General features: G+C 39.8%; 23 protein-coding genes, 2 tRNA genes and 1 pseudogene. 7 read left to right on the forward strand and 19 right to left on the reverse strand.

Annotated features, from left to right (window positions below):
- Genes ftsY through DY109_RS06115 form a run of 4 tightly spaced genes read left to right on the forward strand, consistent with a single transcriptional unit; the run spans nt 1 to nt 3,304 of the window.
- Nucleotides 1-891 carry a signal recognition particle-docking protein FtsY gene (gene ftsY, locus DY109_RS06100; RefSeq protein ID WP_023949782.1) on the forward strand — a complete coding sequence of 297 codons (891 nt, stop codon included), beginning with the start codon at nt 1-3 and terminating at the stop codon, nt 889-891.
- Complete coding sequence (radA, locus tag DY109_RS06105) at nt 875-2,215, forward strand: DNA repair protein RadA (RefSeq protein WP_034550471.1); 1,341 nt, start codon at nt 875-877, stop codon at nt 2,213-2,215. Before ftsY ends, radA begins: the two co-directional genes overlap by 17 nt.
- A gap of 51 nt (nt 2,216-2,266) precedes the next feature.
- Entirely contained in the window at nt 2,267-2,782 is a 516-nt protein-coding gene (locus DY109_RS06110; RefSeq protein WP_023949786.1) for a YhcH/YjgK/YiaL family protein, read from the forward strand.
- A gap of 33 nt (nt 2,783-2,815) precedes the next feature.
- Nucleotides 2,816-3,304, forward strand: coding sequence for a DUF2147 domain-containing protein (locus DY109_RS06115; RefSeq protein ID WP_023949788.1), 489 nt, complete (start codon nt 2,816-2,818; stop codon nt 3,302-3,304).
- A gap of 21 nt (nt 3,305-3,325) precedes the next feature.
- On the opposite strand, the gene DY109_RS06120 is transcribed toward DY109_RS06115, so the two are convergent.
- The 16 genes and pseudogenes from DY109_RS06120 to DY109_RS06200 all read right to left on the reverse strand — a co-directional run bounded on the left by DY109_RS06120 (nt 3,326) and on the right by DY109_RS06200 (nt 15,434).
- Entirely contained in the window at nt 3,326-3,727 is a 402-nt protein-coding gene (locus DY109_RS06120; RefSeq protein WP_023949790.1) for a hypothetical protein, read from the reverse strand.
- 74 nt (nt 3,728-3,801) lie between these two features.
- Nucleotides 3,802-3,993, reverse strand: coding sequence for a PP0621 family protein (locus DY109_RS06125; RefSeq protein ID WP_023949792.1), 192 nt, complete (start codon nt 3,991-3,993; stop codon nt 3,802-3,804).
- Entirely contained in the window at nt 3,990-4,568 is a 579-nt protein-coding gene (rsmG, locus tag DY109_RS06130; protein WP_023949794.1) for a 16S rRNA (guanine(527)-N(7))-methyltransferase RsmG, read from the reverse strand. The genes DY109_RS06125 and rsmG overlap by 4 nt, the downstream gene beginning before the upstream one ends.
- On the reverse strand, nt 4,565-5,692 hold the full coding sequence (gene queA / locus DY109_RS06135) for a tRNA preQ1(34) S-adenosylmethionine ribosyltransferase-isomerase QueA (protein WP_023949796.1): 1,128 nt from the start codon (nt 5,690-5,692) through the stop codon (nt 4,565-4,567). Before queA ends, rsmG begins: the two co-directional genes overlap by 4 nt.
- Nucleotides 5,693-5,697: 5 nt before the next feature.
- Complete coding sequence (gene tatC, locus DY109_RS06140; RefSeq protein ID WP_023949798.1) at nt 5,698-6,462, reverse strand: twin-arginine translocase subunit TatC; 765 nt, start codon at nt 6,460-6,462, stop codon at nt 5,698-5,700.
- A gap of 420 nt (nt 6,463-6,882) precedes the next feature.
- Nucleotides 6,883-7,054, reverse strand: a pseudogene (gene tatB, locus DY109_RS12610) (Sec-independent protein translocase protein TatB); the annotation flags it as partial.
- Between the two features lie 274 nt (nt 7,055-7,328).
- Complete coding sequence (locus tag DY109_RS06155; protein ID WP_112058447.1) at nt 7,329-8,012, reverse strand: F0F1 ATP synthase subunit A; 684 nt, start codon at nt 8,010-8,012, stop codon at nt 7,329-7,331.
- A 137-nt stretch (nt 8,013-8,149) separates the two neighbouring features.
- A complete protein-coding gene (locus DY109_RS06160) occupies nt 8,150-9,067 on the reverse strand; it encodes a class I SAM-dependent methyltransferase (protein ID WP_112058448.1) in 918 nt (305 codons plus the stop codon).
- A 353-nt stretch (nt 9,068-9,420) separates the two neighbouring features.
- Complete coding sequence (locus DY109_RS06165) at nt 9,421-10,533, reverse strand: acyl-CoA dehydrogenase family protein (protein ID WP_023947992.1); 1,113 nt, start codon at nt 10,531-10,533, stop codon at nt 9,421-9,423.
- Nucleotide 10,534: 1 nt separating this feature from the next.
- Nucleotides 10,535-11,071, reverse strand: coding sequence for an OsmC family protein (locus DY109_RS06170; protein ID WP_023947990.1), 537 nt, complete (start codon nt 11,069-11,071; stop codon nt 10,535-10,537).
- A gap of 120 nt (nt 11,072-11,191) precedes the next feature.
- On the reverse strand, nt 11,192-11,956 hold the full coding sequence (locus DY109_RS06175) for an ABC transporter ATP-binding protein (protein WP_023947988.1): 765 nt from the start codon (nt 11,954-11,956) through the stop codon (nt 11,192-11,194).
- Entirely contained in the window at nt 11,953-12,723 is a 771-nt protein-coding gene (locus tag DY109_RS06180) for an ABC transporter permease (RefSeq protein WP_023947986.1), read from the reverse strand. Before DY109_RS06180 ends, DY109_RS06175 begins: the two co-directional genes overlap by 4 nt.
- 286 nt (nt 12,724-13,009) lie before the next feature.
- Nucleotides 13,010-14,023 carry an ABC transporter substrate-binding protein gene (locus DY109_RS06185; protein WP_051404631.1) on the reverse strand — a complete coding sequence of 338 codons (1,014 nt, stop codon included), beginning with the start codon at nt 14,021-14,023 and terminating at the stop codon, nt 13,010-13,012.
- 307 nt (nt 14,024-14,330) lie between these two features.
- Nucleotides 14,331-15,191, reverse strand: coding sequence for a menaquinone biosynthesis family protein (locus DY109_RS06190; protein WP_023947982.1), 861 nt, complete (start codon nt 15,189-15,191; stop codon nt 14,331-14,333).
- A 45-nt stretch (nt 15,192-15,236) separates the two neighbouring features.
- Nucleotides 15,237-15,313, reverse strand: a tRNA-Met gene (locus DY109_RS06195).
- 46 nt (nt 15,314-15,359) lie between these two features.
- A tRNA-Gln gene (locus DY109_RS06200) sits at nt 15,360-15,434 on the reverse strand.
- 141 nt (nt 15,435-15,575) lie between these two features.
- On the opposite strand from DY109_RS06200, the gene DY109_RS06205 reads away from it, so the two are divergent.
- Nucleotides 15,576-16,610 carry a bifunctional 3,4-dihydroxy-2-butanone 4-phosphate synthase/GTP cyclohydrolase II gene (locus DY109_RS06205; protein ID WP_023947980.1) on the forward strand — a complete coding sequence of 345 codons (1,035 nt, stop codon included), beginning with the start codon at nt 15,576-15,578 and terminating at the stop codon, nt 16,608-16,610.
- A gap of 190 nt (nt 16,611-16,800) precedes the next feature.
- Nucleotides 16,801-19,374: a bifunctional aconitate hydratase 2/2-methylisocitrate dehydratase gene (gene acnB, locus DY109_RS06210; protein WP_023947978.1), complete on the forward strand. Its 2,574-nt coding sequence runs from the start codon at nt 16,801-16,803 to the stop codon at nt 19,372-19,374.
- Nucleotides 19,375-19,733: 359 nt separating this feature from the next.
- Here the strand turns inward: acnB and DY109_RS06215 are convergent, their stop codons facing one another.
- A complete protein-coding gene (locus tag DY109_RS06215; protein WP_115737882.1) occupies nt 19,734-20,411 on the reverse strand; it encodes an ATP-grasp fold amidoligase family protein in 678 nt (225 codons plus the stop codon).
- A gap of 364 nt (nt 20,412-20,775) precedes the next feature.
- Nucleotides 20,776-21,201, reverse strand: coding sequence for a hypothetical protein (locus tag DY109_RS06220; RefSeq protein WP_235148491.1), 426 nt, complete (start codon nt 21,199-21,201; stop codon nt 20,776-20,778).
- A gap of 239 nt (nt 21,202-21,440) precedes the next feature.
- On the opposite strand from DY109_RS06220, the gene DY109_RS06225 reads away from it, so the two are divergent.
- Nucleotides 21,441-22,613 carry a glutathionylspermidine synthase family protein gene (locus DY109_RS06225; RefSeq protein ID WP_023948804.1) on the forward strand — a complete coding sequence of 391 codons (1,173 nt, stop codon included), beginning with the start codon at nt 21,441-21,443 and terminating at the stop codon, nt 22,611-22,613.
- Nucleotides 22,614-22,697: 84 nt separating this feature from the next.
- On the opposite strand, the gene DY109_RS06230 is transcribed toward DY109_RS06225, so the two are convergent.
- Nucleotides 22,698-23,396: a DUF305 domain-containing protein gene (locus DY109_RS06230; RefSeq protein ID WP_023948806.1), complete on the reverse strand. Its 699-nt coding sequence runs from the start codon at nt 23,394-23,396 to the stop codon at nt 22,698-22,700.
- Nucleotides 23,397-23,579 lie beyond the last annotated feature (183 nt).

A 23,579-nucleotide genomic window follows, 5' to 3' on the forward strand; every position in this document is an offset into this window, starting at 1 on the left:
ATGTTTGATTTTTGGACCAAAACAACCTCTCATCTCTCTAAGATTCTAGGCGCGCCTCAGCAAAAAATCACGCAAGAAGAGCTAGAAAATACATTGATAGAATCTGATATGGATTATGATTTAGTGCAAAAAGTATTATCGCGCACTTCAAAGTCGCCCTCTCGCGCAGAAGTTGATGTCGCATTGCATAATCTCTTTCGCGGTGAGACGCAAAATGAAAAACTCCAACTCCAGCATATCACTACTAAACCGCTTGTAGAGCTTATCATCGGGGTAAATGGCGCGGGCAAAACAACCACCATTGCTAAGCTTACCAAAATATATCTCACACAACATCAAAGCGTGCTGCTTGGAGCAGGCGATACATTTCGTGCAGCCGCAAGCGAGCAGCTTATGTTATGGGCGCAAAAGCTTGGCGTAAATCTCATCGCTACCACGCAAGGCTCTGATCCTTCGGCAGTGGCTTATGATACGATAAAAGCTGCCATTGCGCGCAAAATTGATCGAGTAATCATCGATACAGCAGGTAGATTGCATAATCAAGTCAATCTCAAAAAAGAGCTTGAAAAAATTGACAGAATCTGTGCTAAAGCACTTGATAATCAGCCATTTCGAAAGATTCTCGTGCTTGATGGGACGCAAGGCTCAGCAGCTATCAATCAAGCCAAAATCTTTAGCCAAACAATCCACATTGATGGCGTTATCGTAACAAAGCTTGATGGCACGAGCAAAGGTGGCGCGATTTTTAGCATTATCAATGAGCTTAAGATTCCGATACTTTTTCTTGGTATCGGTGAGGGGGAGAATGATTTAGTGCCTTTTGATGAGCAGATGTATATCAATGGGCTTTTAGATTGCATTTTTGGTCAAAACAATGGCAAAGAAAAATAGTCTTTTTGAGTGTCAGTTTTGCGGTTGGCAAACTACAAAGTGGCTTGGGAAATGCCCAGAATGTGGAAGTTGGGAAAGTCTTATTGAGCTTAATGACTCTCAAAAGCAGATTCTCAAAGCCCTTACACCAAATGCAAAAACAAATACCCCAACTGCAATCACAGAAGTCAAAAGCGAGAAAAATATTTTTTTTACTTCATATCAAGAAGAATTTGATGTGGTGCTTGGCGGTGGCATTGTTCCGGGCGGGTTGTATTTGATTGGTGGAAGTCCGGGAGTTGGCAAATCAACGCTTTTGCTTAAAGTTGCTGGATTGCTTGCTAAGCACAATCACAATGTCTTATATGTCAGTGGTGAAGAGAGTGCAGGGCAGATTTGCCTCCGCGCCCAAAGGCTTGATTGCATACACCCAAAGCTTTTTTTGCTCAATGAAATCAATCTTGATAGCATTAAAAATGCCCTCTTAAATGAGCCATATGAGCTGTGCGTGATTGATTCTATCCAGACACTTTATGCACCCTCGATCACTTCAGCCCCGGGATCTATCTCGCAAGTTAGAGAGATCACTTTTGAGCTTATGCGTTTGGCAAAAGAGCACAATATCGCGATTTTTATCATCGGGCATATCACAAAAGAAGGCTCGATTGCAGGACCAAAGATTTTGGAGCATATGGTTGATTGTGTGTTGTATTTTGAGGGTGATTCAAGCAGGGAGTTTCGGATTCTTAGGGGGTTTAAAAATCGCTTTGGCACGACAAGTGAGATTGGGATTTTTGAGATGAATGCAAATGGACTCAATAGCGTAAAAGACATTCAAAAAGTCTTTTTTCAAAAGCGAAAGCCTGTAGCAGGAAGTGCGATCACTGTGCTTTTAGAGGGCTCTCGGGCATTGGTGATTGAGATTCAGGCATTAGTGAGTGAAAGCTATGGCAATGCGCGTCGTCAAAGCACAGGCTTTGATGTAAATCGCTTAAATATGCTGCTTGCATTGCTAGAGCGCAAGCTTGAGATTCCGCTTAATCGCTATGATGTGTTTATCAATGTCGCGGGCGGGATTAAAATCACTGAACCAAGTGCTGATTTATGCGTTGTCGCGGCGATTATTTCAAGCTTTCGGAATCGCCCATTATCAGTTGAGAGTGTATTTATCGGTGAGGTGAGCCTCACAGGCGATGTGCGCGATGTGAGTAATCTTGACATCAGAATCAAAGAAATCCAAAACTATGGACTCAATAAAGCCATAGTGCCTAAAAAGCCAAGCTTTAAGACTGATGTGAAGTGTTTTGAGGTTGGGGAGGTGAGTAAGGTTTTGGAATGGATGTAGATTCTAGATTCTATGCAAACGCAAAAATAAAACTACCACAAAGGAGCACCAATGGCTTTTATCTCGCAGTTAGATTCTGCACATATCATCTTTACAACGCTTAAAAAAAGTGCAGCACATACGCTTTATGCCTATCTCAAAGAAGCCCTAACGCCACAAAGTGAGATTTATACGCGCATTCTTGGAACTTATGGCGAGTGTAAATTTGAGATTGGAGAGGGAATGATAGCAATCGAGCAATCCTACACACTCAAAGCAGAATCTAGCGCGTTTTTTGAATCACATCAGCGATATATTGATTTTCAGCTTCTTGTGCAGGGTGAGGAATTGTTTTATATTGCGCATTCTCAATGCGCTACTATACACACCTCGTATAATCCACAAAAAGATTTGAGTGTTTGGGATTATCCGAGTGCGTATTCTATTTTGCATTTTATGCCACGCACATTGGGCGTATTTATGCCTTATGATATACATGCTGGCGGGCTTGGGGCAGAGACTTTGCAGATAGAGCGCGTCTATAAAAGCGTTGTGAAAGTTCCGATTGAAATATTAATAAGGCATTAATAAGTTATTAAAATGTGATTTGAGAGGATAATGATGAAAAAAGTTTTATTTTTGATGATCGCCACTTTGAGTCTGCGGGCAGTTGATGTTGATGGATTCTACAAAGTGCCAAACTTTTTGATGTATAAGGGAGCGTATGTGTATGCTTTTAATTATCATGGACAAATGCTTGCTTATGGGGTCGCAAATCTCAATAACACACCTGCCAAAAAAGATACATGCAATCCAAATAAAAAATTACGCACTAGAAGTGATAAGGGCGTGATATTTCTTAAAGACTTGAGGATTAGCAACACAAAACTAGAAGGTGGCATATCATATAATTTTCAAGATTGCTTTCAGTATTACACCAAAGGTGAAATCTTGCAAAATGGAGATTTGAAGCTAACTTTTTCTTTGGATTCTACATTTGTGTTTGCAAAAAGTGTGATTTGGCATAGATTAAGCGAATCAGAAATAAAAGAGCTTCATTTGGAGCCATTTTCTTTTGATGAGGTTATAAAAACATTGCAAGATAAGTAGCATAAAGATAAAAATTTCAAATCAAGTAAGATAAAAATCAAATATCACACCATCAATGCCATCAAGTGCGGCAGTAGCGATACTTTCTTCTTTGGCTATAATGAGTAAAATCTTAGAATCTAATAAATAATTATCTGCTAGATTCTGGTAGGTTTTGGCATTGTCTTTGATGAGGATATATTTGGGCTGAAAGCTTGCATAAAGCATACAATCAGTGATATTTTCTACCAATACCCCAAATTGACATTGCATACTAGCAAGCATTTTTGCCAAGCCAAAATTATAATCATTGCAAGCCTTAAACCACAGCACACAATCTGATTGTTGCGTATATTGAGTTGTTTTGGTTGTTTGAATCTCTTGGATTGTCTGCACTTCCAAAAACTTTTCACACACAATGTGCTGATGTCCGATAATAAGCATTTTTTCTCCTTTGCTCTTTGCTTATATTTTTTTGGCTTATCTCTTATTTATTATCTTTTCTCTTTTTTGTAAGCCTATAAGCATTCTTTGGAGCAAAAATATTTGCCGCTATATTTGATTGCTTCATTTTTCAGCACATAAGTGCCACATTTTTCGCATTGGATCATCTCTTCTTCTTTTTTTGGGGGTTGAGATGGAAGTCTCAATGCCCTACTAATACAATACACCAGCACAATAAGCAAAACCGCAATAATAAGAATTTTCATATCTCTCCTTTGATATACAGATAGATTCTCTCATCTCTTTTGAATATTTGAGATTTGAGATTGTTTGGCAGGGTCGCTGATAGCTCACCTTTATATAGCAGATAATACCCATTATGTGTTAAGTTTTTGCTACAAAGATGCAGGAGTTTTGATGTAGGCATTACTGCTCTTGAAGTGATGAGATCAGCTTTTGTGTGTATTTCTTGGATGGATTTTTTTTCGATGTGGATATTGTGGAGTTTGAGTTTTTGCTTGACAAATAGCAAAAACGCTGCTCTTTTGGCGCGTGGCTCGCTAAGGATAAATTCTTGCTTTGGTTTAGCGATAGCAAGCGCAATCGCAGGAAATCCAGCCCCACTTCCGACATCAAGGCATAGCTCAAAATCTCGCAAAAAACAAAGCGGATAGAGTGAATCGATGATGTTTTTTTGTATGTCTTGTGCGCTTTGTGCGCCTGTGAGATTGTGCGTTTGATTCCATTCAAGCAAAATAGTAGTGTAGAGATTAAGATTTTGCTTTATGGTTTGCAAATCAAGATTTTTGTCTATGTATGGTGCAAGCGTGGAGAGATTCATAAAATAAGCATTCCATCGCCATAGCTAAAAAATCGATATGAGTTTTTGAGGGCTTCTTGATAGACTCTTTGGCATTCTTTGATTCCGATCATAGATGCGACAAGCATAATGAGTGTTGATTTGGGAAGATGAAAATTTGTCAGCAAATAATCAGTTTTTATTGGTTTATTGCCCGGGTGCAAAAATAAATTACATTGCGCGCTAAAATCCTGCGATGGATTGTGATTTGCACGCGCTAGGCATTCCACGCTACGCATAGCAGTTGTGCCTATGCATAAAATTTTTTTGGCATTGTAGATGAGATTTGCATTTTGCTTAGAGATAAAAAGGGATTCTGAATGGATATGGTGATTGCGAATGTCGCTAGATTCTACCCCAAAAAATGTCCCTGCACCGATATGAAGCGTAACATAAGAAAGCGTAAAATGGGCTTTGAGGGACGCAAGCATCGATTTAGAAAAGTGCAAGGAGGCTGTCGGAGCGGCGATTGAGCCATTATGCTTGGCAAACACACTTTGGTATTGCGCGCTATCTTGCGCTTCTACATGACGTTTGATGTATGGTGGAAGCGGAATCTGCCCTATGGATTCTAGCATTTCAAACACTTGAGCTTGATGCATGGGCACATCATGATGATAGAAAATAATTTGCTTATAACTTTGCCTAAAAGTATCGATAACTTTTGCGACATAGCCATTTGAGAGAGAAATGATTGTGCCATTTGGTGCGGAATTGCGCACTTGGCAAATCGCTATGGTATGCGTGGCAGACATCGCAGTATCAGCAAGATCAAGAAAATAATGAAACAAAATCTCGCTTTTTCCACCGCTTTGCTTTGTGCCATAGATTCTGGCTTTGATGACACGCGTATCATTGAGGATAATTGTAGAATCCTTTGGGATAAAATCAAACAAATGATAAAAATCACTATGAATAATACTTTTGTCAAGGCGATTGTAAATTAGCAGTTTTGCGGATTCTTTGGGGTTGGCAGGATAGGAGGCGATACAATGGCTAGGCAGAGTGTAGTCATAATTTGCAAGCGCAAAATCACTCACATCATTAGTATTCAAATCATAGCTATTCAAATGTTTTGGAGCGTTATGTGAGGATTTTGCATACATAGATTCTACTTTTTGGGGCTTAGCGGAGCTGTGGTATCTGTGGTATCAGAATCTTTAGATGCGGGATTGACAAAATGCGCAATCACAATCGCAAAGCCATAAAGCCCAACAAGCGGGATAGCCATTAGAAGTTGTGAGAATGGATCAGGGGGCGTGATGATAGCTGCGATGATAAAGATAATCACCACTGCGTATTTAAAAAATCCTTTTAGTGTCTTATCAGTAATCAGCCCAACCTTTGCCAAAAAATATGCCAAAACGGGCAATTCAAATGAGATTCCAAATCCTAAAATCACGCGTATAAAAAAGCTCACATAACTTTCTATGGAGATATTTGCCTCAAACATATCATTTCCAAACATCAAAATGTATTTAATCATAAAAGGAAAAATAATGTAATACGCAAAGAGCGCACCTAATGCAAACATCGTGCTTCCAAAAAACACAAATGGCAGAATGATTTTTTTCTCGTTTTTGTAAAGTCCGGGCGCGACAAAAAGCCAAATCTGCCAAAACAAAATCGGCGTGGTTATTGTAATAGCTGCAAGAAGAGCGACACTCATCGCAGAAAAAATACCCTCAAGTGGCGTAAGCTGCATAAGTGTGCCTTGCACTTGACTATTAAATGCCATTTTTATGGGTGCTTCGATGAATACAAAAATAGGCTTCCAAAAAGCAAAACAAACAATAAAAGATGCAATCACAGCACTACAAGAAATCATCAGTCGTTTTCTTAAATCTTGTAAATGAGGCTTGAGATCTTCAAACATCTTTGCTCCTAATTATTGATGACTTTTTGGCGGTTGTTTTTTTGGAGTGGGCGTTTTGGGCTTTTTTGGGCAAGACTTTTTTGGTGGCTGGCTTCTTGCTAGATTCTGCTGTGGATTTTTCTACGGATTTTGGTGTGGTGGATTTGGGCTTGAGTGATTTTGGTTTTTTGGCTTGTGTTTGTGCTATTTGTGCTGATTGGGGTTTAGTTTGTGGCTTTACTTGCGCGCTTGGTGCAGAATCTACATTATCTATGCTGTTTGTGCTTTCTTGTGGTAATTGCTTGTAGTCATCAAACATTTCACTGATAGGTTTGGGCTGAATGCTTTGAGGGTGGATTTCTTGGAGCTGAATATCTTTGGTGATATCATCGATATGGGTTTGAAAATTTTGCTTATAATCGAGTGCTTCTTGCTTGAGGCTATCGATATGGATTTCTTTTTCAAATGTATCTTTTGCTTCTGTGATTGTTTTTTTGAAAGATTTATATAGCTTGACAATATCAACGATAGCTTGTGGAAGTTTGTCTGGTCCCAAAAATATAATCATCACAATAAGAATAATGAGAATCTCAAAAAGCCCCATTCCAAACATAAACGCATTGCTCCTTAGTCTGAATTCATACAATCATAATGGGCTATGGTAATTTTTTAAGCAATAGAGCGAGTGATTTTGAAACAAGCCCAAAAAACATAAATATGCAAAAAAAACTTATAGAAATAAGAATGGCAAACAAGTCAGAATACAACAAGCGAATCATAAAAAAACAAAACACCGCCCCTATAATAGAGACGCTAAAAAAAACTCCACTAAAAAAATCTAAGATTTTTGAGAATCTTTTTTCAAAGGCATGTTCTTGATTCTCCAATCAATGCCCCTCTTCATCTGCAAGGACTGCACCTGCTAAATACACATAAGTGAGGATCATAAATACAAACGCCTGCAACAATGCCATAAAAGTCAAAATCGCAAAAGGCGCGATTGGCACGAGCCATGGCACGAGCATAAGCATAACAAGCAAAAACATATCATCACCTTTGATGTTTCCAAAAAGACGAAACGAAAGAGAGATGATTCTTGAGAGGTGAGAGATGATTTCGATTGGAAACATTAGTGGTGCAAGCCATTTGACAGGACCCATAAAGTGTGCAAAATAGCGGATCACACCTTGTGTGCGGATACCTTCAAAGTGATAATAAAAAAACACAATCAATGCAAGTACCAAAGTAAAATCCCAGCTTGATGTCGGAGCTTCAAAACCCGGAATAATGCCTATGATATTGCAATAAAACACATAAAAACCAATCGTGCCTGCCAATGGAAAATATTTGCGCGCTTTATCTTCACCGATCACATCTTTAGCCATATAAAGCATACCACTCATCGTGGCTTCGTAGAGATTTTGCAAGCCATTTGGTATCACGCGCATATTTCGCGTAGCCATTTTTGCGACAACAACCGTAACAATCGCACACAATATGGTATAGAATGCAACAATAAAGTGATGATCAGAGCTAAAAAGCCCTGCGATTGTAAAAAGTCTCTCTTCCATTACATTACCCTTTTAGTGATTTTTACCCTCAATTTTGCCTTAAATTTTGTTAATCCAAAATTAAATCTTTGTAGAAAGTTTGTTTTATCGTGATGTTGATTCATAGAATCTCACATTTTTATTATTTTTTACTTTTATCACTTTCGTAGCTTGAGTGCCCTTAGAATCTTGCCTACAAATCTTCTAAATCGAATACAAAGCATTTTGCTATATGCTGTTTTCATTTGAGTATAAGATTTAAGATACATTTCCCAAATTTCTGGAATGATAATATATAGCGGATTTGTCGTTGGGCTAAAGTCTTTAAACATATCTATCTTGCTTTTATGCACATAAATCATCATGTTTTGCCGATAACATGGAGCTATTTTAGTATTCTCCCAGAATCTATCTCGCAAAATATCAAAACACACAAAATCTTTTTTGGCAAAAAGTTTCGCCCAATATATTGGCGGTTGTTCATTGACATGGTGTGTGCCACCTTGATAAGGAATAGCTGCTGAAAAAAGCACAATATCTGAAAGTGAAGTCAGCAAATCAATGAGATTTTGCGCATATTGTGCGTAAAGATGCTCGGCTACTTCGATACTTTGAGCTAAGGCAAATGGTTTTTGTGGTTTTGAGTCTTTAGATTGTGTAGAGTATTTAGAGTTGGCAGAATCTAATGCGCTAGAATCTATCTTATTTTCTATTGTATTATTCTCTGCCCCCCCCCCAAGCGCGTTTTTAGAGCTAGAATCTATTACATTTGAAAATGTTTTGCAAACTTCTTGTAAGGTGATTTGATAATTTTGAGTTAGATCGACTTGTTTGTAAGATTCACTTGAAATGTATGGAAATTGTGAAACCACTTCATTGCCATCGATTCCAGCGATTGCTATATTTGGGTTTATATCCTGCCATGCTTTGAGCCAAGAGCCTACGCCACAGCCTACATCAATCACACTTTTTGGGTGCAAAAGTGTATCAACATAGCTTAAGATCTCTTCTGCGGAAGGATTAGAACCAGCTGGTTTTCCATAGAAATTTTTATTGTAAATTTGAGTGAGTTCCATATTTTGTCCTTTGGTTTGAGTTATAAAGAGGGTATTATAGCAGATGAAACCTCAAACAAGAATCTAGAACGCAGAATCTATTTTGGATTCTGTGTGTTGCATAGGGTGTTTGTTTTTGGATTGAGCCAAAGCCTAGAATCAATAAATTTAAATAAAATTTTGATTCCTTGCTTTAGTAAATCAACCATCTAGAATCCACCACAATTCGAATCTATAAATAGATCATTTGCTTATTTTGGTCGCTTGAAATGATGAGTAGATTCTAGATTCTAGCTTTATAAAATCTTTTGCGTAATGCCAGAATCTATGAAAAGCAAATATACTTGGAGCGCTAATTTTGAAGAAGCATTAGATTAAGATTCTAAGAGCTTTTGTATATGTCCATAACTTGGGCTAATGATACTAAAAAACGCGCTTTCATTTGAGAGTTTGCTTGCCTTTGCACCTTGAAAATATCCGCTAGCACCACTTTGTATGACATTTGCATTTACTAGCTCTTGCAAAAGTGCGATGAGTTTTAGTTTAAGCTTTAGCACACTCTTTAGGGCATTTTTAGAATAAATCACCTCCGTGAGTGCATAAATTTGCTCTTTGAGAGAATCTAATCGTGCCTGTAGGGTTTCTTTAGGAAAAAAGCATTTTTTCTCTAAACCTTCAAGCGCACTCTCACTCATTCCTAGCCCCATACCGCACTGCAACGCGACAAAGCCAGCACTGATTTTGGGCAAAATTGCGCTTGCGGGGTCGCTTAAAATCCATTCACTGCTCACAAAATAGTCCTTAAATACGCAGGCATAGGTCCCTGAGCCCTCATAGGCGCAAAATGGCGCAATGTTTTTTAGCTTGAGATCCTCATCGCAGCGCACGATTGCCATGATGCATGAATCAGGCGTGAGCGCGCTTTTAGAATCCGCGCCCGCAGAATCTTTGCTTGCAGAGTCTTTATTTACAGAATCTTTACCTGCGCAATCCTCGCTAGAATCTAAGCGCGCAATCACAGCAAAATAATGCCCGAATGCTAGGTTTGAGACAAAGGCAAGCGTGCCATTAAGCAAAATCCCGCCCTTTGTGCGCTTTGCGATCAGGCGGATAGATTCTAAGCCAGCTAGGGCTTTGAAAGGGTTTGAAAGCCCCGTGCCACCCAGAATCTCCCCGCTGCTTAAAGCCTTAAAAAGCTCTTGTTGCGCGCTTGTGGCGTTGCAAGAGTTAAGGATATACCAAAGCAGGCTCTGTTGCGCCCAGACGCAAAAGCCCGTGTTGCCACAGACTTTTGAGATTTCTTGCACGCTCTTAAGCGCGTCTTTTAAGCCTAAAGCACCTTTTTGCTTAAATGCGCCATAAAGCCCGCTTGCACCAAAAGTGTGGAGTATCTCGCTAGGATACTCGCCTGCGTGGATTTGCACGCGCCTTTTGCTAAGGTTTTTAAGCGCATCTTGTGTCAGCTTTGTAGTTTTTTGGGTGCTCATATTAGCTCTTTATGTCTAAATCCACTGCGCGCAAAATCGTGTTTGCCACGGGCGAATATTTCGTGGCGTGTGCTATGAGCTTCTCTTGCACCTCTTTTGAGGCGTTTGATTCAAGATTGACTTTCACGCGCACCTGAGTGAATCCTAGCGGTTTGTCCTTTGAGAGATCCCCTGTGCCCCAGACTGCGGTGATATTAAGGTCGCCCTCAAGTTCAAGTTCAAGCTTTGTTATCACAATATCTTGGGCTATCGCATTGGCGTGGATGCCCACTGCTAGGCAGCTGCCAAGTGCGGCTAGCACTGCTTCGCTTGGGTTTGGCGCGGTGTCATCGCCAAGCAGGGTTGGCGGCTCATCGACTATGTAAGCGGGCAGATTGCGGATATAGTTTGCGTGGCGGAATTTGCCCTCAGCCACGGTTTTACACTTGAGCGTTTTTATCACCTCTGGGTTTGCCTTGCCATCTTTAATGAGCGCATCTAGCCCTGCCTTATCGATTGGGTCTAGCCTCGTGCAGCTTGTTGGGATTACTTTTTCCATGTTTGTCCTTTGTGTAAGAGTTTTACTAGAGAAATCTCTAGAATCTAGGCAATGTAAATTGCCCAGATTCTAAAAATCGCGGGATTCTAAACGCGCGCTTTAAAATCCCAAACCCTGCCACTAAATCACATACTCCAAGCGGAATCTGTGCGCTTTTAGTAGCCATGCGATTTCATATTTTAAATTCAAAAACTCAAGGCTGTTGCGCTCGCTCTTGTCGATATTTATGGGCAAGTCCGCGATGATGTTTTTACGCACGGGTGATAGGATAATCACGCGCGAGCCTAGGAAAATCGCCTCTTCGATGTCATGGGTGACAAAGACAAAAGTCGCCCCAAGGCTTTGAGAGATTTTTAAAAGCTCTTCTTGCAGGCTGTTTCGCGTGAAATTATCCAGCGCAGAAAAGGGCTCATCAAGCAACAAAATCTTTGGCTGCACGCTAAGGGCGCGCGCCAAGCTCACGCGCTGCTTTTGCCCGCCGCTAAGCTCTCTTGGGTAGCGATTTTCAAAGCCTAGCAAATGTGTGAGCTCCAAATACTCGCGCGCCTTAAGCCTTGCTGCTTTAGAATCTAGCCCCTTTGCCGCTTTCAGCGCAAAAGCGACATTATCAAGCGCGCTTTTCCACTCCAAAAGTGCGTAATCTTGAAAGACCTTGACACAGAGGTTATTATCGCATTGGCGCGTAAAGCTCTTGCCCTGCACGCGCACTTCCCCACCATCAAAGCCCTCAAACCCGCCAATGATGTTTAAAAGCGTGCTTTTCCCGCAGCCGCTCGCCCCAAGCAACGTGATAAACTCGCCCTCTTTGATGTCAAGATTGACCCCATCAAGCACCTTTTGCGTGCCATAGATTTTTGAGCAGTTGTTGATTTCAATGATATTCATGATTGCACCCCTAACGCCCTTAAGAGCAGCTTCTCCACCGCGCCAAAAAGCAGCGCTATGCCATAGCCCAAAAGCCCAATCCAGAGCATCGCCACGATGACCATGTCAAGCTCAAGCAGGTTGCGCCCATCTGCGACAAGATAGCCTAGCCCGCTTTGAATGCCTAGCATTTCTGCTGCCACGAGCTGTATCCACGCCACTGATGCGGCGAGCTTTAGCCCGCTTGCGATATGCACAAAAGCACCGGGCAGGATAATGTCGCGGAATTTTTGCCATTCGCTAGCACCAAAGTTTTTTGCCATCGCAAGCAACGTGGGATTAATCGAGCGCACACCAGCGATGGAGAGCGCAAGAGTAGGGAAAAACACGGCATAGGCGATGATAAAAATAGCACCAAGATTCCCGATACCAAGCCACAGCACGATGATGGGCAGCCACGCGATGGGCGAGATGGGCGCAAAAATCTTTGTGAAGGGCTCTAGCAGAATCTCAATGGCACGAAAACGCCCTAAGAGTAGCCCCACGCCACTGCCAAGCGCTCCGCCAATGAGTAGCCCCGCAAAAAAGCGCCCAAGAGAATCCACAACCGCAGCGCCTAAGATTCCATCTTCGCAAAGCTCGATAAACTTCGCAAAAACCATACTAAGCGGTGGGATAGCCTTTTGCGGGTTTAGTATGTATGCGCTTTGGGCTAGAATCTCCCAGAATGTAAGAAATACTAGCACCAGCACAAAGGAGAGAATCCGCCACTTGCTAAAAAATTTCATAAAATATTCCTTTGAATTGTCTTGCTAGGTGGAGCAAAGCCCCACCTAGCGCCTAAAGCCCTCTTATTCCTTAAGATTGTTTTGCTCTTGGGAAATGAATTCCCAAGAGCGCCTGAAGCCTGCGGGCTCGCAAAACTAAAGTTTGCTCTTTGCGTTTGTAACTCTGGTTATTTCCACTTTGTCTAAATTTATAGAATCTCGCAAGATTCTCATGCTGTATTTTGCAAGCGTGCGATTATAACTAAAATGGTTTAATCAATGCACTTGCATTTGTTGGCGCGCTAAACTACACAAGCGCCTTGTATTCGCTCACAAGCGCGAGGGCTTGCAAAAAGCTAGAATCCACAAAGTCTTCATAGCTCACGCTAAAATCCCCCACGCCAAAATGTTTGGAATCTTTAAGCACTTGCGTGATGTCCTCTTTGTTTAACGCAAGATTCTCATAAATGACGCGCTTTTGCTCGCCTAAGAGCTTTGTGATAAGCTCTGGCTTCTGCCCTAAGAATTTACGGCTAAGTTCGGCGGCTTTTTGGTGGTTTTGGGTGATAAAGCGCGCAGTTTGGCTAAAATCACGCACCAAAGACAGCACAGATTCCCTCTTTGCCTGCAAATAGCCCTCGCCAAAGACAAGCGCGCAGCAAATGTGATTGGGCGCAATGTCTTTTGAGAGGATGAAAATATCTGCCAGCGCGCGCGCTTGTGCCGCTATGCAAAAGGGCTCTGCGACAATGTAGCCATCGATACTGCCGGCATTGAGCGCTTGGAGCATTTCAGGCGGTGGCATGTCGATGAGCTTGAGCTCGCTTATATCCACATCCGCTTGCTCTAATAGCTTGCAAAGCAGGAGATAATGCGTCGAAAACCTGCTAGGAATGGCAATCTTGCGCCCTTTTAGCAGGCTTGGGTTATGCGCTTGCCCTTCTTGCAAAAGCCCCTTTTTGACCACAAGCGCGGAGCCATTTCTGTGCGTGGCAAGCAGGGCTTTAATCTTTGCGCCTTGCGATTTTAATTTAAGCGCAAGGGGAGTTAGGATAAACGCCCCATCAATGGCGCCAGCGCGCAGTGCCTCGCTCAAATCCGCCCAAGAGGAAAATTTAATGGGCGTGAAATTAGCGTCCTGCAGCTCTTTTGCGATGATGAGCAAGTGGTCTGTGATTGGCAAATAGCCGATTTTTGGCGCGCTGAATTCCTGCGCACCCAAAAAGCTAAATGCCCCAAGTGTCGCGCTCCCGCCCAAGGCACGCAAGCCTAGGCTAGAGCACAACACGCCTGAATGGTAAAAAAATGTCCGTCTGTTCATATTTGTATTCCTTACATTTAATTTAGAAATTAACTCACTTACACTCATACATTCCACAAGGATTGTATTAAGAGAATCTAGTTTAGATTCTTTTTGTGCTCTTAGAGCTTATTTAGTTGTGATACTATCACTATTTTATAAAACACAATATGTGTTTGATTAAATTATAGAAAAATTTTTACTAGAATGTTACAAAAATATACAAACACAATATGTGTTTATAAAAATAATACAAAGAGATTTTGAGAATCTTTATATGATTAGGGTTGAGTAAGAATATAAAATAAAAAATAAGGGTTTGTAGATTCTATGAGTGCCTAAAATTCAAATATTCTTTGGGTAGCATATAGTCTTTGCAATGTATTTCAGTATCATATATTCCGTTATCATAGCCAAGCTTAAAGAGTGTATCCAAAGCTAAGAATTGCTGATTGCTTAAGGTTATGGAGTCATTATTTGCGTAGAGATTGAGGTAGGTATCAAGCTCAGTGGCATTGACGCGGATAAGATTGCGCTCGCATAGCATTTTTGAGAGTATGGGTTTGTTTTGTGTGGCGATGAGGACAGCTTTTGTTAGTGTTTCTTCAATGTCTAAAGCCTTATTAAGCGGAATCGATCGCCGCAATGTCATTCCACCAAGCGGTAGTGGAATCTCCTGCCCCGCAAGCTCACACCAAATATCCCATATCTCCCTCTCTACTTCAAGTTTGTCGCTAAAGTTTAAAATCGACTCATGGATAAGCACACCCGCATCGACTTCACCATTTAGCACACTTTGCTCAATCTCTAAAAAATTTTTATATACAATTTTTGCGTTTGGATACGCTAAGCGAAATAAAAGTGCGTTTGTTGTGTGTTTGCCACTGAGCGCGACTTTGAAATGAGGTTTTAGAGTTGTGTTTTTGCGCTTGATGAGTTTTGGGCCATATCCATTGCCAAAGCTCACCCCTGTGCGTAAAAGCGCATAAGATTCTCGCACAAATGGATACAGTGCGAATGAAATAGCACTCACATCAAATTTTTGATTAAGTGTAGCGTCATTGAGGGTTTGAATATCTAAAGCAATATTGCTAAAGCATTGATTAAGCCTAGAATCTACCCACCCAAAAGCGATTGCATAATACATAAAAATATCATCAGCATCTGGACTATGTGCTACCGTAATCATTGGATTCCTTAAGGAGTTTTGTATTTGGATTAGATTTGTTTGGATTGGTTGCGGAGGACGGATTTGAACCGCCGACTTTTGGGTTATGAGCCCAACGAGCTACCGGACTGCTCTACCCCGCGATATTTTGAATATAATTAAGTTTTATGGACTAAATTATTTAAGAAGTGGCTGGGGTAAAAGGATTCGAACCTCTGAATGCCTGGACCAAAACCAGGTGCCTTACCGCTTGGCGATACCCCAATATTTTGATTTTTAATATTTTATTTGATGTTTAAAATGTCTGATTTAAAAAGAGCAATTATATATAATTTTTTGTTTTTTTGTCAATATTTTTTGTATAATTCCGCAAAAACTTTTGAAATATTTTAAGGATTTTATACGATGAATACGCCCGATTATGTCAAACGCGTGGAAAATGCGATCTCTGCTATCAAAAATGGAGAAATGGTTATCATCATGGACGATGAAGAGAGAGAAAATGAGGGAGATTTGGTTTTTGCAGGGATTTTTAGCACACCTGAAAAAATCAATTTTATGGCAAAGGAAGCGCGAGGATTGATTTGTGTTTCAATCACAAAAGACATCGCTCAGAATCTTGAACTCTCGCCAATGGTCGAAAAAAATGATTCTAATCATGAAACCGCTTTCACCGTTTCAATCGATGCAAAATCTGCTAAAACAGGCATTTCAGCATACGAGCGAGATCTTACAATTAATCTTATGTGTAATCCTGCTTCAAAGCCACAAGATTTTGTTCGTCCGGGGCATATTTTTCCATTGATTGCTAAAGAGGGTGGGGTGCTTGTGCGTACAGGACATACTGAAGCAAGTGTAGATTTATGCAAAATGGCAGGGCTAAAGCCTGTTAGTGTGATTTGTGAGATTATGAAAGAAGATGGAACTATGGCAGCTAGGGGTGATCAGTTTTTGAGCTATTTTGCAAAAAAACATAATCTTGAGATTCTGTATGTTTCGGATTTGGTGGCATATCGTTTGCAGACAGAGAGTTTATTAAATCTCATCAGAAAAGAAGAGAGTGTGTTTTTGGGAGAGAAATGCGAAAAAATTATTCTCAAAGATCATATCAATCGCGAACATTATGTGTTTAGATTTGGGCGCAATGCTACGCCACTTGTGCGCTTTCATACGATTCGGACAGATTATGAGTTTTTGAGTGATTTTGAAAATTTTGAATTTGTCCTGCGATGCATTAAGACTTTGCAAAAAGAAGGCGGGTATTTGGTTTTTATCAGCGACAAAAGCACAGAATCTGAATTGATGAAAAATTTTGGCATTGGCGCACAAATTCTTAAAAAACTTGACATTAAAGAATTTAAGCTCATCAGCAATAATCACAGAGAATACGCCGCTCTCAAGGGATTTGATTTGAAATTACTTGAAACGCTCAAAGTGTAGTTGCAAATTTTTGCACCTCATTTTTATGTGGTATTTCTGCGGTGATTTGTGTATATATGAGACAATTTAAAAAGTAATAAAAAATTTAACCTTCATAATCAAAAAACTTTCAGTTAAGAATTTGATATACTTTAAAAGTCTTACAACATAAACGCAAAATAAAAAGCACGATAAAAAGGAAGGAGCAAAAATGCAAAGTTTTATTACTACATACCAACAAGCATTTCAGACAAGGCAGCAAGAGGGCATTCCGCCATTACCATTGAATGCAAATGAAGTCAAGCAAGTTGTGGAGATTCTTTTAGATTCTCAAAGCTCACAAGGCGACAAAGAATTTGCCAAAGATTTGCTTGTCAATCGCGTAAGTCCAGGCGTAGATGATGGTGCGAGGGTGAAAGCGGAGTTCTTGGGAGAGATTGTCAAAGGAGAGAAGCGATGTGAGGTGATTTCTGCAGAATCTGCCATTACATTACTAGGCACAATGTTTGGTGGTTACAATGTGCCATATCTTGTGGAAGCACTCAAAAGTAGCCAAGCAAATATCGCCAAAGAGGCGGCTAATGCGCTTAAGCATACATTATTGGTATATGATGCGTTTGATACAATCGCTACTTTAAGCAAATCAAACGCTCTAGCCAAAGAAGTGATAGAATCTTGGGCGAATGCAGAGTGGTTTAAGCACAGACAAGAATTGCCAAAAGAGATAAAATTAGCAGTGTTAAAAATCGATGGTGAGACAAACACTGATGATCTTAGCCCCGCAAGTGATGCTTTCACGCGCAGTGATATTCCATTACACGCCAAAGCGATGCTAAAAAGTCGTATAGAAAATTACGAATCAAGAATAGAAAATATCAAAAAAATAGCCAAAGACAATCAAGCAAAAGTCGTATATGTGGGCGATGTCGTAGGGACTGGAAGTAGCCGCAAATCAGCATGTAATTCTATTGTGTGGCATTTTGGCGATGAGATTCCATATATTCCTAACAAAAAAAGTGGCGGGTTTGTGATTGGCGGAATCATAGCGCCGATTTTTTTCGCGACTTGCGAGGATAGCGGTTGTTTGCCTATTGTAGCCAAAGTCGATGAGCTTAAAGAGGGTGATATTATCACTCTAAAGCCCTATGATGGCGAGATTCTCAAAAATGGTAAAATTGTGAGTGGATTTAGCTTGACACCAAATACAATCTTTGATGAGATTCGCGCAGGTGGGAGGATTCCACTTATCATCGGCAGAGGGCTTACCAATAAGGCGCGTAAATTTTTAGGGCTTGGTGAGTCAAATGATTTTGCCAAACCCAAACAGCCCACTTCAAGTGCCAAGGGCTTCACGCTTGCGCAAAAAATGGTCGGTATCGCATGCGGTAAAGATGGCGTGCGCGCAGGAGAGTATTGCGAGCCAAAGGCGACAACCGTCGGCTCACAAGACACCACAGGAGCGATGACGCGTGATGAGGTAAAAGAGCTAGCCAGCCTTAGCTTTAGTGCGGATTTTGTTATGCAGAGCTTTTGCCATACAGCAGCATATCCAAAGCCAGCAGATGTGAGCTTGCAGGCGAGTTTGCCAGATTTTATGACTTTTCGCGGTGGGGTTGCATTGCGTCCAAAAGATGGCGTTATCCACTCGTGGCTAAATCGCTTTTGCTTGCCTGATACCGTGGGGACAGGTGGAGATTCTCACACGAGATTTCCTATTGGGATTAGCTTTCCAGCAGGAAGCGGGCTAGTTGCGTTTGCAGCAGTTACGGGCAGTATGCCACTTAATATGCCAGAATCTGTGCTTGTGAGATTTAAAGGCAAAATGAATCCGGGCATTACTTTGCGCGATTTAGTCAATGCCATTCCGTATTATGCGATTAAGCAAGGGCTTTTAACTGTGCCAAAGCAAAACAAAAAAAATATTTTTAGTGGCAAAGTCCTTGAAATCGAGGGCTTAGAAAATATCAAAGTAGAGCAGGCGTTTGAGCTTTCAGACGCAAGCGCAGAGCGTAGTGCCGCAGCTTGCACGATAGCCCTTAACAAAGAGCCAATCATCGAATACCTAGAATCTAATATTTCTTTGATTGAAGCAATGATAAAAGATGGCTACCAAAATGCCAAAACACTCAAAAGACGAGCTGAAAAAATGCGTGAGTGGATTAAAAATCCTGTGCTTTTGAAGGCTGATAAAGACGCAGAATACGCAGCTGTGATTGAGATTGATTTGGCTGAAATAAAAGAGCCGATTTTGGCTTGTCCAAATGATCCTGATGATGTGGCAACTTTGAGTGAGATTCTAGCAGATCCAAATCGTCCGCACAATATTGATGAAGTGTTTATCGGAAGCTGTATGACAAATATAGGGCATTTTAGGGCGTTTGGTGAGATCGTCAAAGACGCGGGTGCTAGCCCTACGCAAGTGTGGATGGCTCCGCCTACAAAAATGGACGAAAAAGAGCTCACAAAAGAGGGCTACTTGTCGCTATTTGGCGCAGCAGGGGCGCGAATGGAAGTGCCGGGCTGCAGTCTTTGTATGGGTAATCAAGCGCGCGTGAGAGATAATGCAGTTGTGTTTTCGACTTCGACAAGAAATTTTGACAATCGTATGGGTAGAGGCGCAAAAGTATATCTAGGAAGTGCTGAACTTGGCGCTGTTTGCGCGAGACTCGGAAGATTGCCAAGCATAGAGGAGTATATGAATCTCGTGCCAAACAAACTCAAAGGCAAAGAAAACAACATCTACACATACCTAAACTTCAACACAATCAAAGATTTCGCGCTTTGATGATTTGCGGTTAGATTCTGGTTTGTAAGGCTAGAATCTAGCGCGCGTTATATTGTGATTAAATATTTTATTTTGTCATTCTTAAATGAGGGTAGCAAGGATTCTAGAATCTAGATTTTAGTTTGCATAGAATCTATCATTTTGTTGTCATTGCGAAGCCCTTTAGGGCTGTGGCAATCCATTTTTTACTAGATTGCTTCGTCCTATCGTCCTCGCAATGACGAGGCACGAGGCAGGTTTGTCATTGCAAGCAATATTTAACCTTGCGTGGTAATCCATAAGATAAGGCGGTTTCAGAATCTAGAATCTAAAATACCTCGTCATGCCTTAGGCTTGCTAAAGAATCCAAATCCTAAAATCTAGGCTTTAATCTTCCATAAATCACCGAGTTTTTTATCCCAAATTGGTGGAATTTCTGTGTCTATTCCTCCATTTGGAGTAAAAGTAAGCTCGCCTACAAAAATTTTATTTTTGATTACATATAAATCTACTCTTACATAATCAAAAGGTTTTGCAAGATGGAGGGCTATATTTTTTAGTGTCTGAAAATTCTGTGGCTTTGGCAAAAGCGTTACTGCTTTATTTTTATAGTTAAATTCTAAATCTTCCCATTGTTCATTCATTGTAGTTGTTGTTGGGCATTTAAGTCTATCGCTAATAATATCAATATGGCTTATATTGTTACAGATAACATGAAGCTTATAATCACTCAAATTCTCCCCAAGCATCTCCTCCACAAATACTCTAGGCTCTATATTATCATAATGCCACTCTCTAGTCTTTGTATAATAATTTGTATTTAAATGTTTTTTTAATTTATCCATAGATTCTTGAAATACTTTTTTATTATTTAAAAACTCATCTTTATCTTGCACTAAGACTACTCCTCCACAATCATGATTTGTTTTTAAAACAAAGCTTTGTGGAAGATGTGTAAAATCAATCTCTTCTACATTCTTATAGATTCCATAAATCTTTGGCAAAAACTCACAAGTATTTGTCTCAAAGAGTTTGTCTTGTATATCATCAATAGGCATAAAGAGTAAAGAAAGAGTTGCAGAATCTATGGAATGCAAATTAATAGAATCTAAGGAATTAGAATCTGAAAGATTTGAAACAGAATCTAAATTTTTAGAATCTAAATGATTAGAATAAGAAACAGAATCAAGAGATTGAGAATGCTTAGAATCTAAACTAACAGAATCCAACTTGTGAGTAGCAGAATCTAAACTAAAATCTAAATTTTTAGATTTTAAATGATTAGAAAGATTTGAATAATTTGAATTTAAAGAATCTAAGGAATTAGAATTAAAAGTTGCAGAATCTACTTTATGTAAAGATTCTAAATGATTTGAATAAGAAACAGAATCTGAAAGATTTGAATGCTTAGAATCTAAAGCATTACTTTTGCTCTGCCCCCCCCCCCATAGTATTAATAGATATAGTAGTATTAGACATAGTAGCAGATATGTTTGATGTATGAGATATATTTGCAGTATTTTGAAGCTCTTGCAAACAAGTAGCAATATAGATTCTAGCTTTGAGTTTATCAGCTAATGCACTATATATTGGATTTCTATCATAAAGCATTCTATGCACTATTTTTTCATTAAATGTTTGTGGATTCTTAAAATTAGGAATATAACCAAATATATGCTTATGTCTCATTGTTAAAAATGTTTCATCATCAAGTTTTGCAACTTTTTTTTGTTGATAATTTAAACGCCATGGCAAAATATACTCTGTATAGAATCTATTATGTCGCACTATATTCTTTAATGTATTTGGAATACATCGCTTTATACATTGTTGTAAGTAAAATAGCATAAATGCTCCTTTTAGAATAGAATTAAAGCTCTCAAACTTTAAATCTAAACTTAGACTTTAAACTTAAACTTAAACTTAAATCTAAACTCAAGATTTTTAAACTTAAAATTTGAGATTCTGGATATAGGTGGGTATTGTAGCGTAAATGTGGTTGATAATGCAAAAGTGAAAATTTATTTTTTATAAGCAGGATTTGTATTATAATGTCTGTTTTGAAGTGAAAATAATAAGGATAAATAATGAAAGTTACACCACTACGACCCCTGAATGCCCAAGAGCTAGAATCTATGGGTTTGCAATGGCATACGGATTTGGATTCTACGCCTTATATCGAGCCTGAAATGGTCGAAGTTTCGCAAGCAGAATGTGAAGCGTTTTATGATGCGGGGAATGAACTTTATGAGATGTTTTGTGAAGCGGGAGAATATGTGATTAAAAATAATTTATTTTTTGAGCTAGATATTCCTGTTTCGCTTATACCGATGATAAAGCAAAGCTGGGAAGATGAAGTGCATTGGCATTTGTATGGGCGATTTGATTTTGCTGGTGGGATTGATGGGAAGCCTATCAAGCTTCTTGAATTTAACGCTGATACGCCAACTATGCTCTATGAAAGCGCAGTGATCCAGTGGGCTATGCTAAAGGCAAATCATCTTGATGAAAATGCGCAGTTTAATAATATCTATCAAGCCCTCGCTGATAATTTCAAGCGAATGATTACATTGGGTGATGATATAAGTCGCTTTGATGAGATGTATGAGGGGTGGAAGATTCTCTTTAGCTCTGTATCTGGCAACGCAGAAGAGGAGCGCACGACTTTGTATCTCAAAGAGATTGCACAGAGTGTTGGGTTTGAAACAGAGTTTGCCTATATTCAAGACATCTCTTTTTCTGAGACGCAAGGTGTGTTTTATAATGATGAAAATTATGAGTTTTTATTTAAACTTTTGCCATGGGAGAGCATTGCAATTGATGAGCCTGAATTAGCAATGCTAATGCGCGGGATTATAGATAATAAAGCTGGAATCTTTCTTAATCCTGCTTATACGATATTGTTTCAAAGCAAGCGAATGCTAAAAATCCTTTGGGATTTGTTTCCAAATCACCCGCTATTATTGCGCGCTTCTTTTGAGCCATTACCAAACACACAGCAAGTCCAAAAAGTAAGCTTTGGGCGAGAGGGCGCAAATGTCAGCATTCTCAATCCTCAAGGGGTCGCGCTAGCACAAAATAATGGCTCTTATGAGAATTTCAAATCTGTATATCAAGAATTTTATGAGCTCAATACTCACAACGGAATGTATTATCAGCCAAATGTATTTTTTGCGTATGAGTCTTGCGGGCTTGGATTCCGCAAGGGCGGGCTTATTTTGGATAATTACTCAAAATTTGTAAGCCATATTATCCGCTAGCTTAAATCTGCTAATTACAACTTGCTAGCTTGCAACTCAGATCAATTTATCTCAAGCGATAGCAAGCTAGATTCTCAAGATAGGCTATTTTGTTATTTCATCTAAAATCTGAGTCAAATCTTGTATTTCTCTCTCTTGAGCGGTGATGATGTCTTGGGCGATTTTTTGGATACGCGTATCTTTGGTGTATTGCAAGATAAGCTTCGCAGAATCTATCGCGCCTTGATGATGAGGAATCATCGCTTGTGCGAAGTCTTTGTCTATGTTTTGGCTTGGCTTTACTTGATTCATATCTTTCATCATTGTATTTGCATTGTGCTTTGTGGCTGTGAGATATTGGCTGTATTGCTGTTTGGAGAGCTTGGTAGCGTTGAGTTCGCCTTTAAGCAGAGTGTGGAATTCTTTGATTTCTGCTTCTTGAGAGCTAATGATATTTTTGGCGATTTCTTGGAGTTTTTGGTTTTGTGGGTTGTTTTGAAGGTAGAGCTTTGCAGAATCTATCGCGCCTTGATGATGAGGGATCATATCGACAAGAAAATCTTTATCCACATTGCCAGATTCTGAGATTTTGGCTTGCATCATTGGCTTATGCATAGCTTCAAGCATATCGTGATTATCGTGATGTGAGTGATTTGTTTGTGCGTGAGTATGTGTATCATGCGCCATATCATGCATAGTGTGAGAATCATCAGCAGTATTGGCAGTGCAAACCCCGATCCCTAAAACAAATACCATACCCACTGCTCTAAAGGCAGATCGTAATAATTGAGTGTATGTTGTCATTTTCTATCCTTTTGTGTGAAATATTACAAAAATGTATCTTGATTTTTACACTATAAAAATTAATATATAAAAAATTTATCAAAACAAGCGATTTGCTTTATATGTTTAGCCCGAGGCAATGTAGAGAATAGGCAAAGAGATAGATGCGATAGATAGATGAGATAAATAAGTCGCACAAATCAC

Source organism: Helicobacter fennelliae, assembly GCF_900451005.1.
GTDB classification, from domain to species: domain Bacteria; phylum Campylobacterota; class Campylobacteria; order Campylobacterales; family Helicobacteraceae; genus Helicobacter_B; species Helicobacter_B fennelliae.

What these genes read in the sequence shown, in the direction of transcription:
- ftsY (WP_023949782.1), top strand. Translation starts at nt 1, where the DNA reads ATGTTTGATTTTTGGACCAAAACAACCTCTCATCTCTCTAAGATTCTA.
- radA (WP_034550471.1), top strand. Translation starts at nt 875, where the DNA reads ATGGCAAAGAAAAATAGTCTTTTTGAGTGTCAGTTTTGCGGTTGGCAA.
- DY109_RS06110 (WP_023949786.1), top strand. Translation starts at nt 2,267, where the DNA reads ATGGCTTTTATCTCGCAGTTAGATTCTGCACATATCATCTTTACAACG.
- DY109_RS06115 (WP_023949788.1), top strand. Translation starts at nt 2,816, where the DNA reads ATGAAAAAAGTTTTATTTTTGATGATCGCCACTTTGAGTCTGCGGGCA.
- DY109_RS06120 (WP_023949790.1), bottom strand. Translation starts at nt 3,727, where the DNA reads ATGCTTATTATCGGACATCAGCACATTGTGTGTGAAAAGTTTTTGGAA.
- DY109_RS06125 (WP_023949792.1), bottom strand. Translation starts at nt 3,993, where the DNA reads ATGAAAATTCTTATTATTGCGGTTTTGCTTATTGTGCTGGTGTATTGT.
- rsmG (WP_023949794.1), bottom strand. Translation starts at nt 4,568, where the DNA reads ATGAATCTCTCCACGCTTGCACCATACATAGACAAAAATCTTGATTTG.
- queA (WP_023949796.1), bottom strand. Translation starts at nt 5,692, where the DNA reads ATGTATGCAAAATCCTCACATAACGCTCCAAAACATTTGAATAGCTAT.
- tatC (WP_023949798.1), bottom strand. Translation starts at nt 6,462, where the DNA reads ATGTTTGAAGATCTCAAGCCTCATTTACAAGATTTAAGAAAACGACTG.
- DY109_RS06155 (WP_112058447.1), bottom strand. Translation starts at nt 8,012, where the DNA reads ATGGAAGAGAGACTTTTTACAATCGCAGGGCTTTTTAGCTCTGATCAT.
- DY109_RS06160 (WP_112058448.1), bottom strand. Translation starts at nt 9,067, where the DNA reads ATGGAACTCACTCAAATTTACAATAAAAATTTCTATGGAAAACCAGCT.
- DY109_RS06165 (WP_023947992.1), bottom strand. Translation starts at nt 10,533, where the DNA reads ATGAGCACCCAAAAAACTACAAAGCTGACACAAGATGCGCTTAAAAAC.
- DY109_RS06170 (WP_023947990.1), bottom strand. Translation starts at nt 11,071, where the DNA reads ATGGAAAAAGTAATCCCAACAAGCTGCACGAGGCTAGACCCAATCGAT.
- DY109_RS06175 (WP_023947988.1), bottom strand. Translation starts at nt 11,956, where the DNA reads ATGAATATCATTGAAATCAACAACTGCTCAAAAATCTATGGCACGCAA.
- DY109_RS06180 (WP_023947986.1), bottom strand. Translation starts at nt 12,723, where the DNA reads ATGAAATTTTTTAGCAAGTGGCGGATTCTCTCCTTTGTGCTGGTGCTA.
- DY109_RS06185 (WP_051404631.1), bottom strand. Translation starts at nt 14,023, where the DNA reads ATGAACAGACGGACATTTTTTTACCATTCAGGCGTGTTGTGCTCTAGC.
- DY109_RS06190 (WP_023947982.1), bottom strand. Translation starts at nt 15,191, where the DNA reads ATGATTACGGTAGCACATAGTCCAGATGCTGATGATATTTTTATGTAT.
- DY109_RS06205 (WP_023947980.1), top strand. Translation starts at nt 15,576, where the DNA reads ATGAATACGCCCGATTATGTCAAACGCGTGGAAAATGCGATCTCTGCT.
- acnB (WP_023947978.1), top strand. Translation starts at nt 16,801, where the DNA reads ATGCAAAGTTTTATTACTACATACCAACAAGCATTTCAGACAAGGCAG.
- DY109_RS06215 (WP_115737882.1), bottom strand. Translation starts at nt 20,411, where the DNA reads ATGCCTATTGATGATATACAAGACAAACTCTTTGAGACAAATACTTGT.
- DY109_RS06220 (WP_235148491.1), bottom strand. Translation starts at nt 21,201, where the DNA reads ATGCTATTTTACTTACAACAATGTATAAAGCGATGTATTCCAAATACA.
- DY109_RS06225 (WP_023948804.1), top strand. Translation starts at nt 21,441, where the DNA reads ATGAAAGTTACACCACTACGACCCCTGAATGCCCAAGAGCTAGAATCT.
- DY109_RS06230 (WP_023948806.1), bottom strand. Translation starts at nt 23,396, where the DNA reads ATGACAACATACACTCAATTATTACGATCTGCCTTTAGAGCAGTGGGT.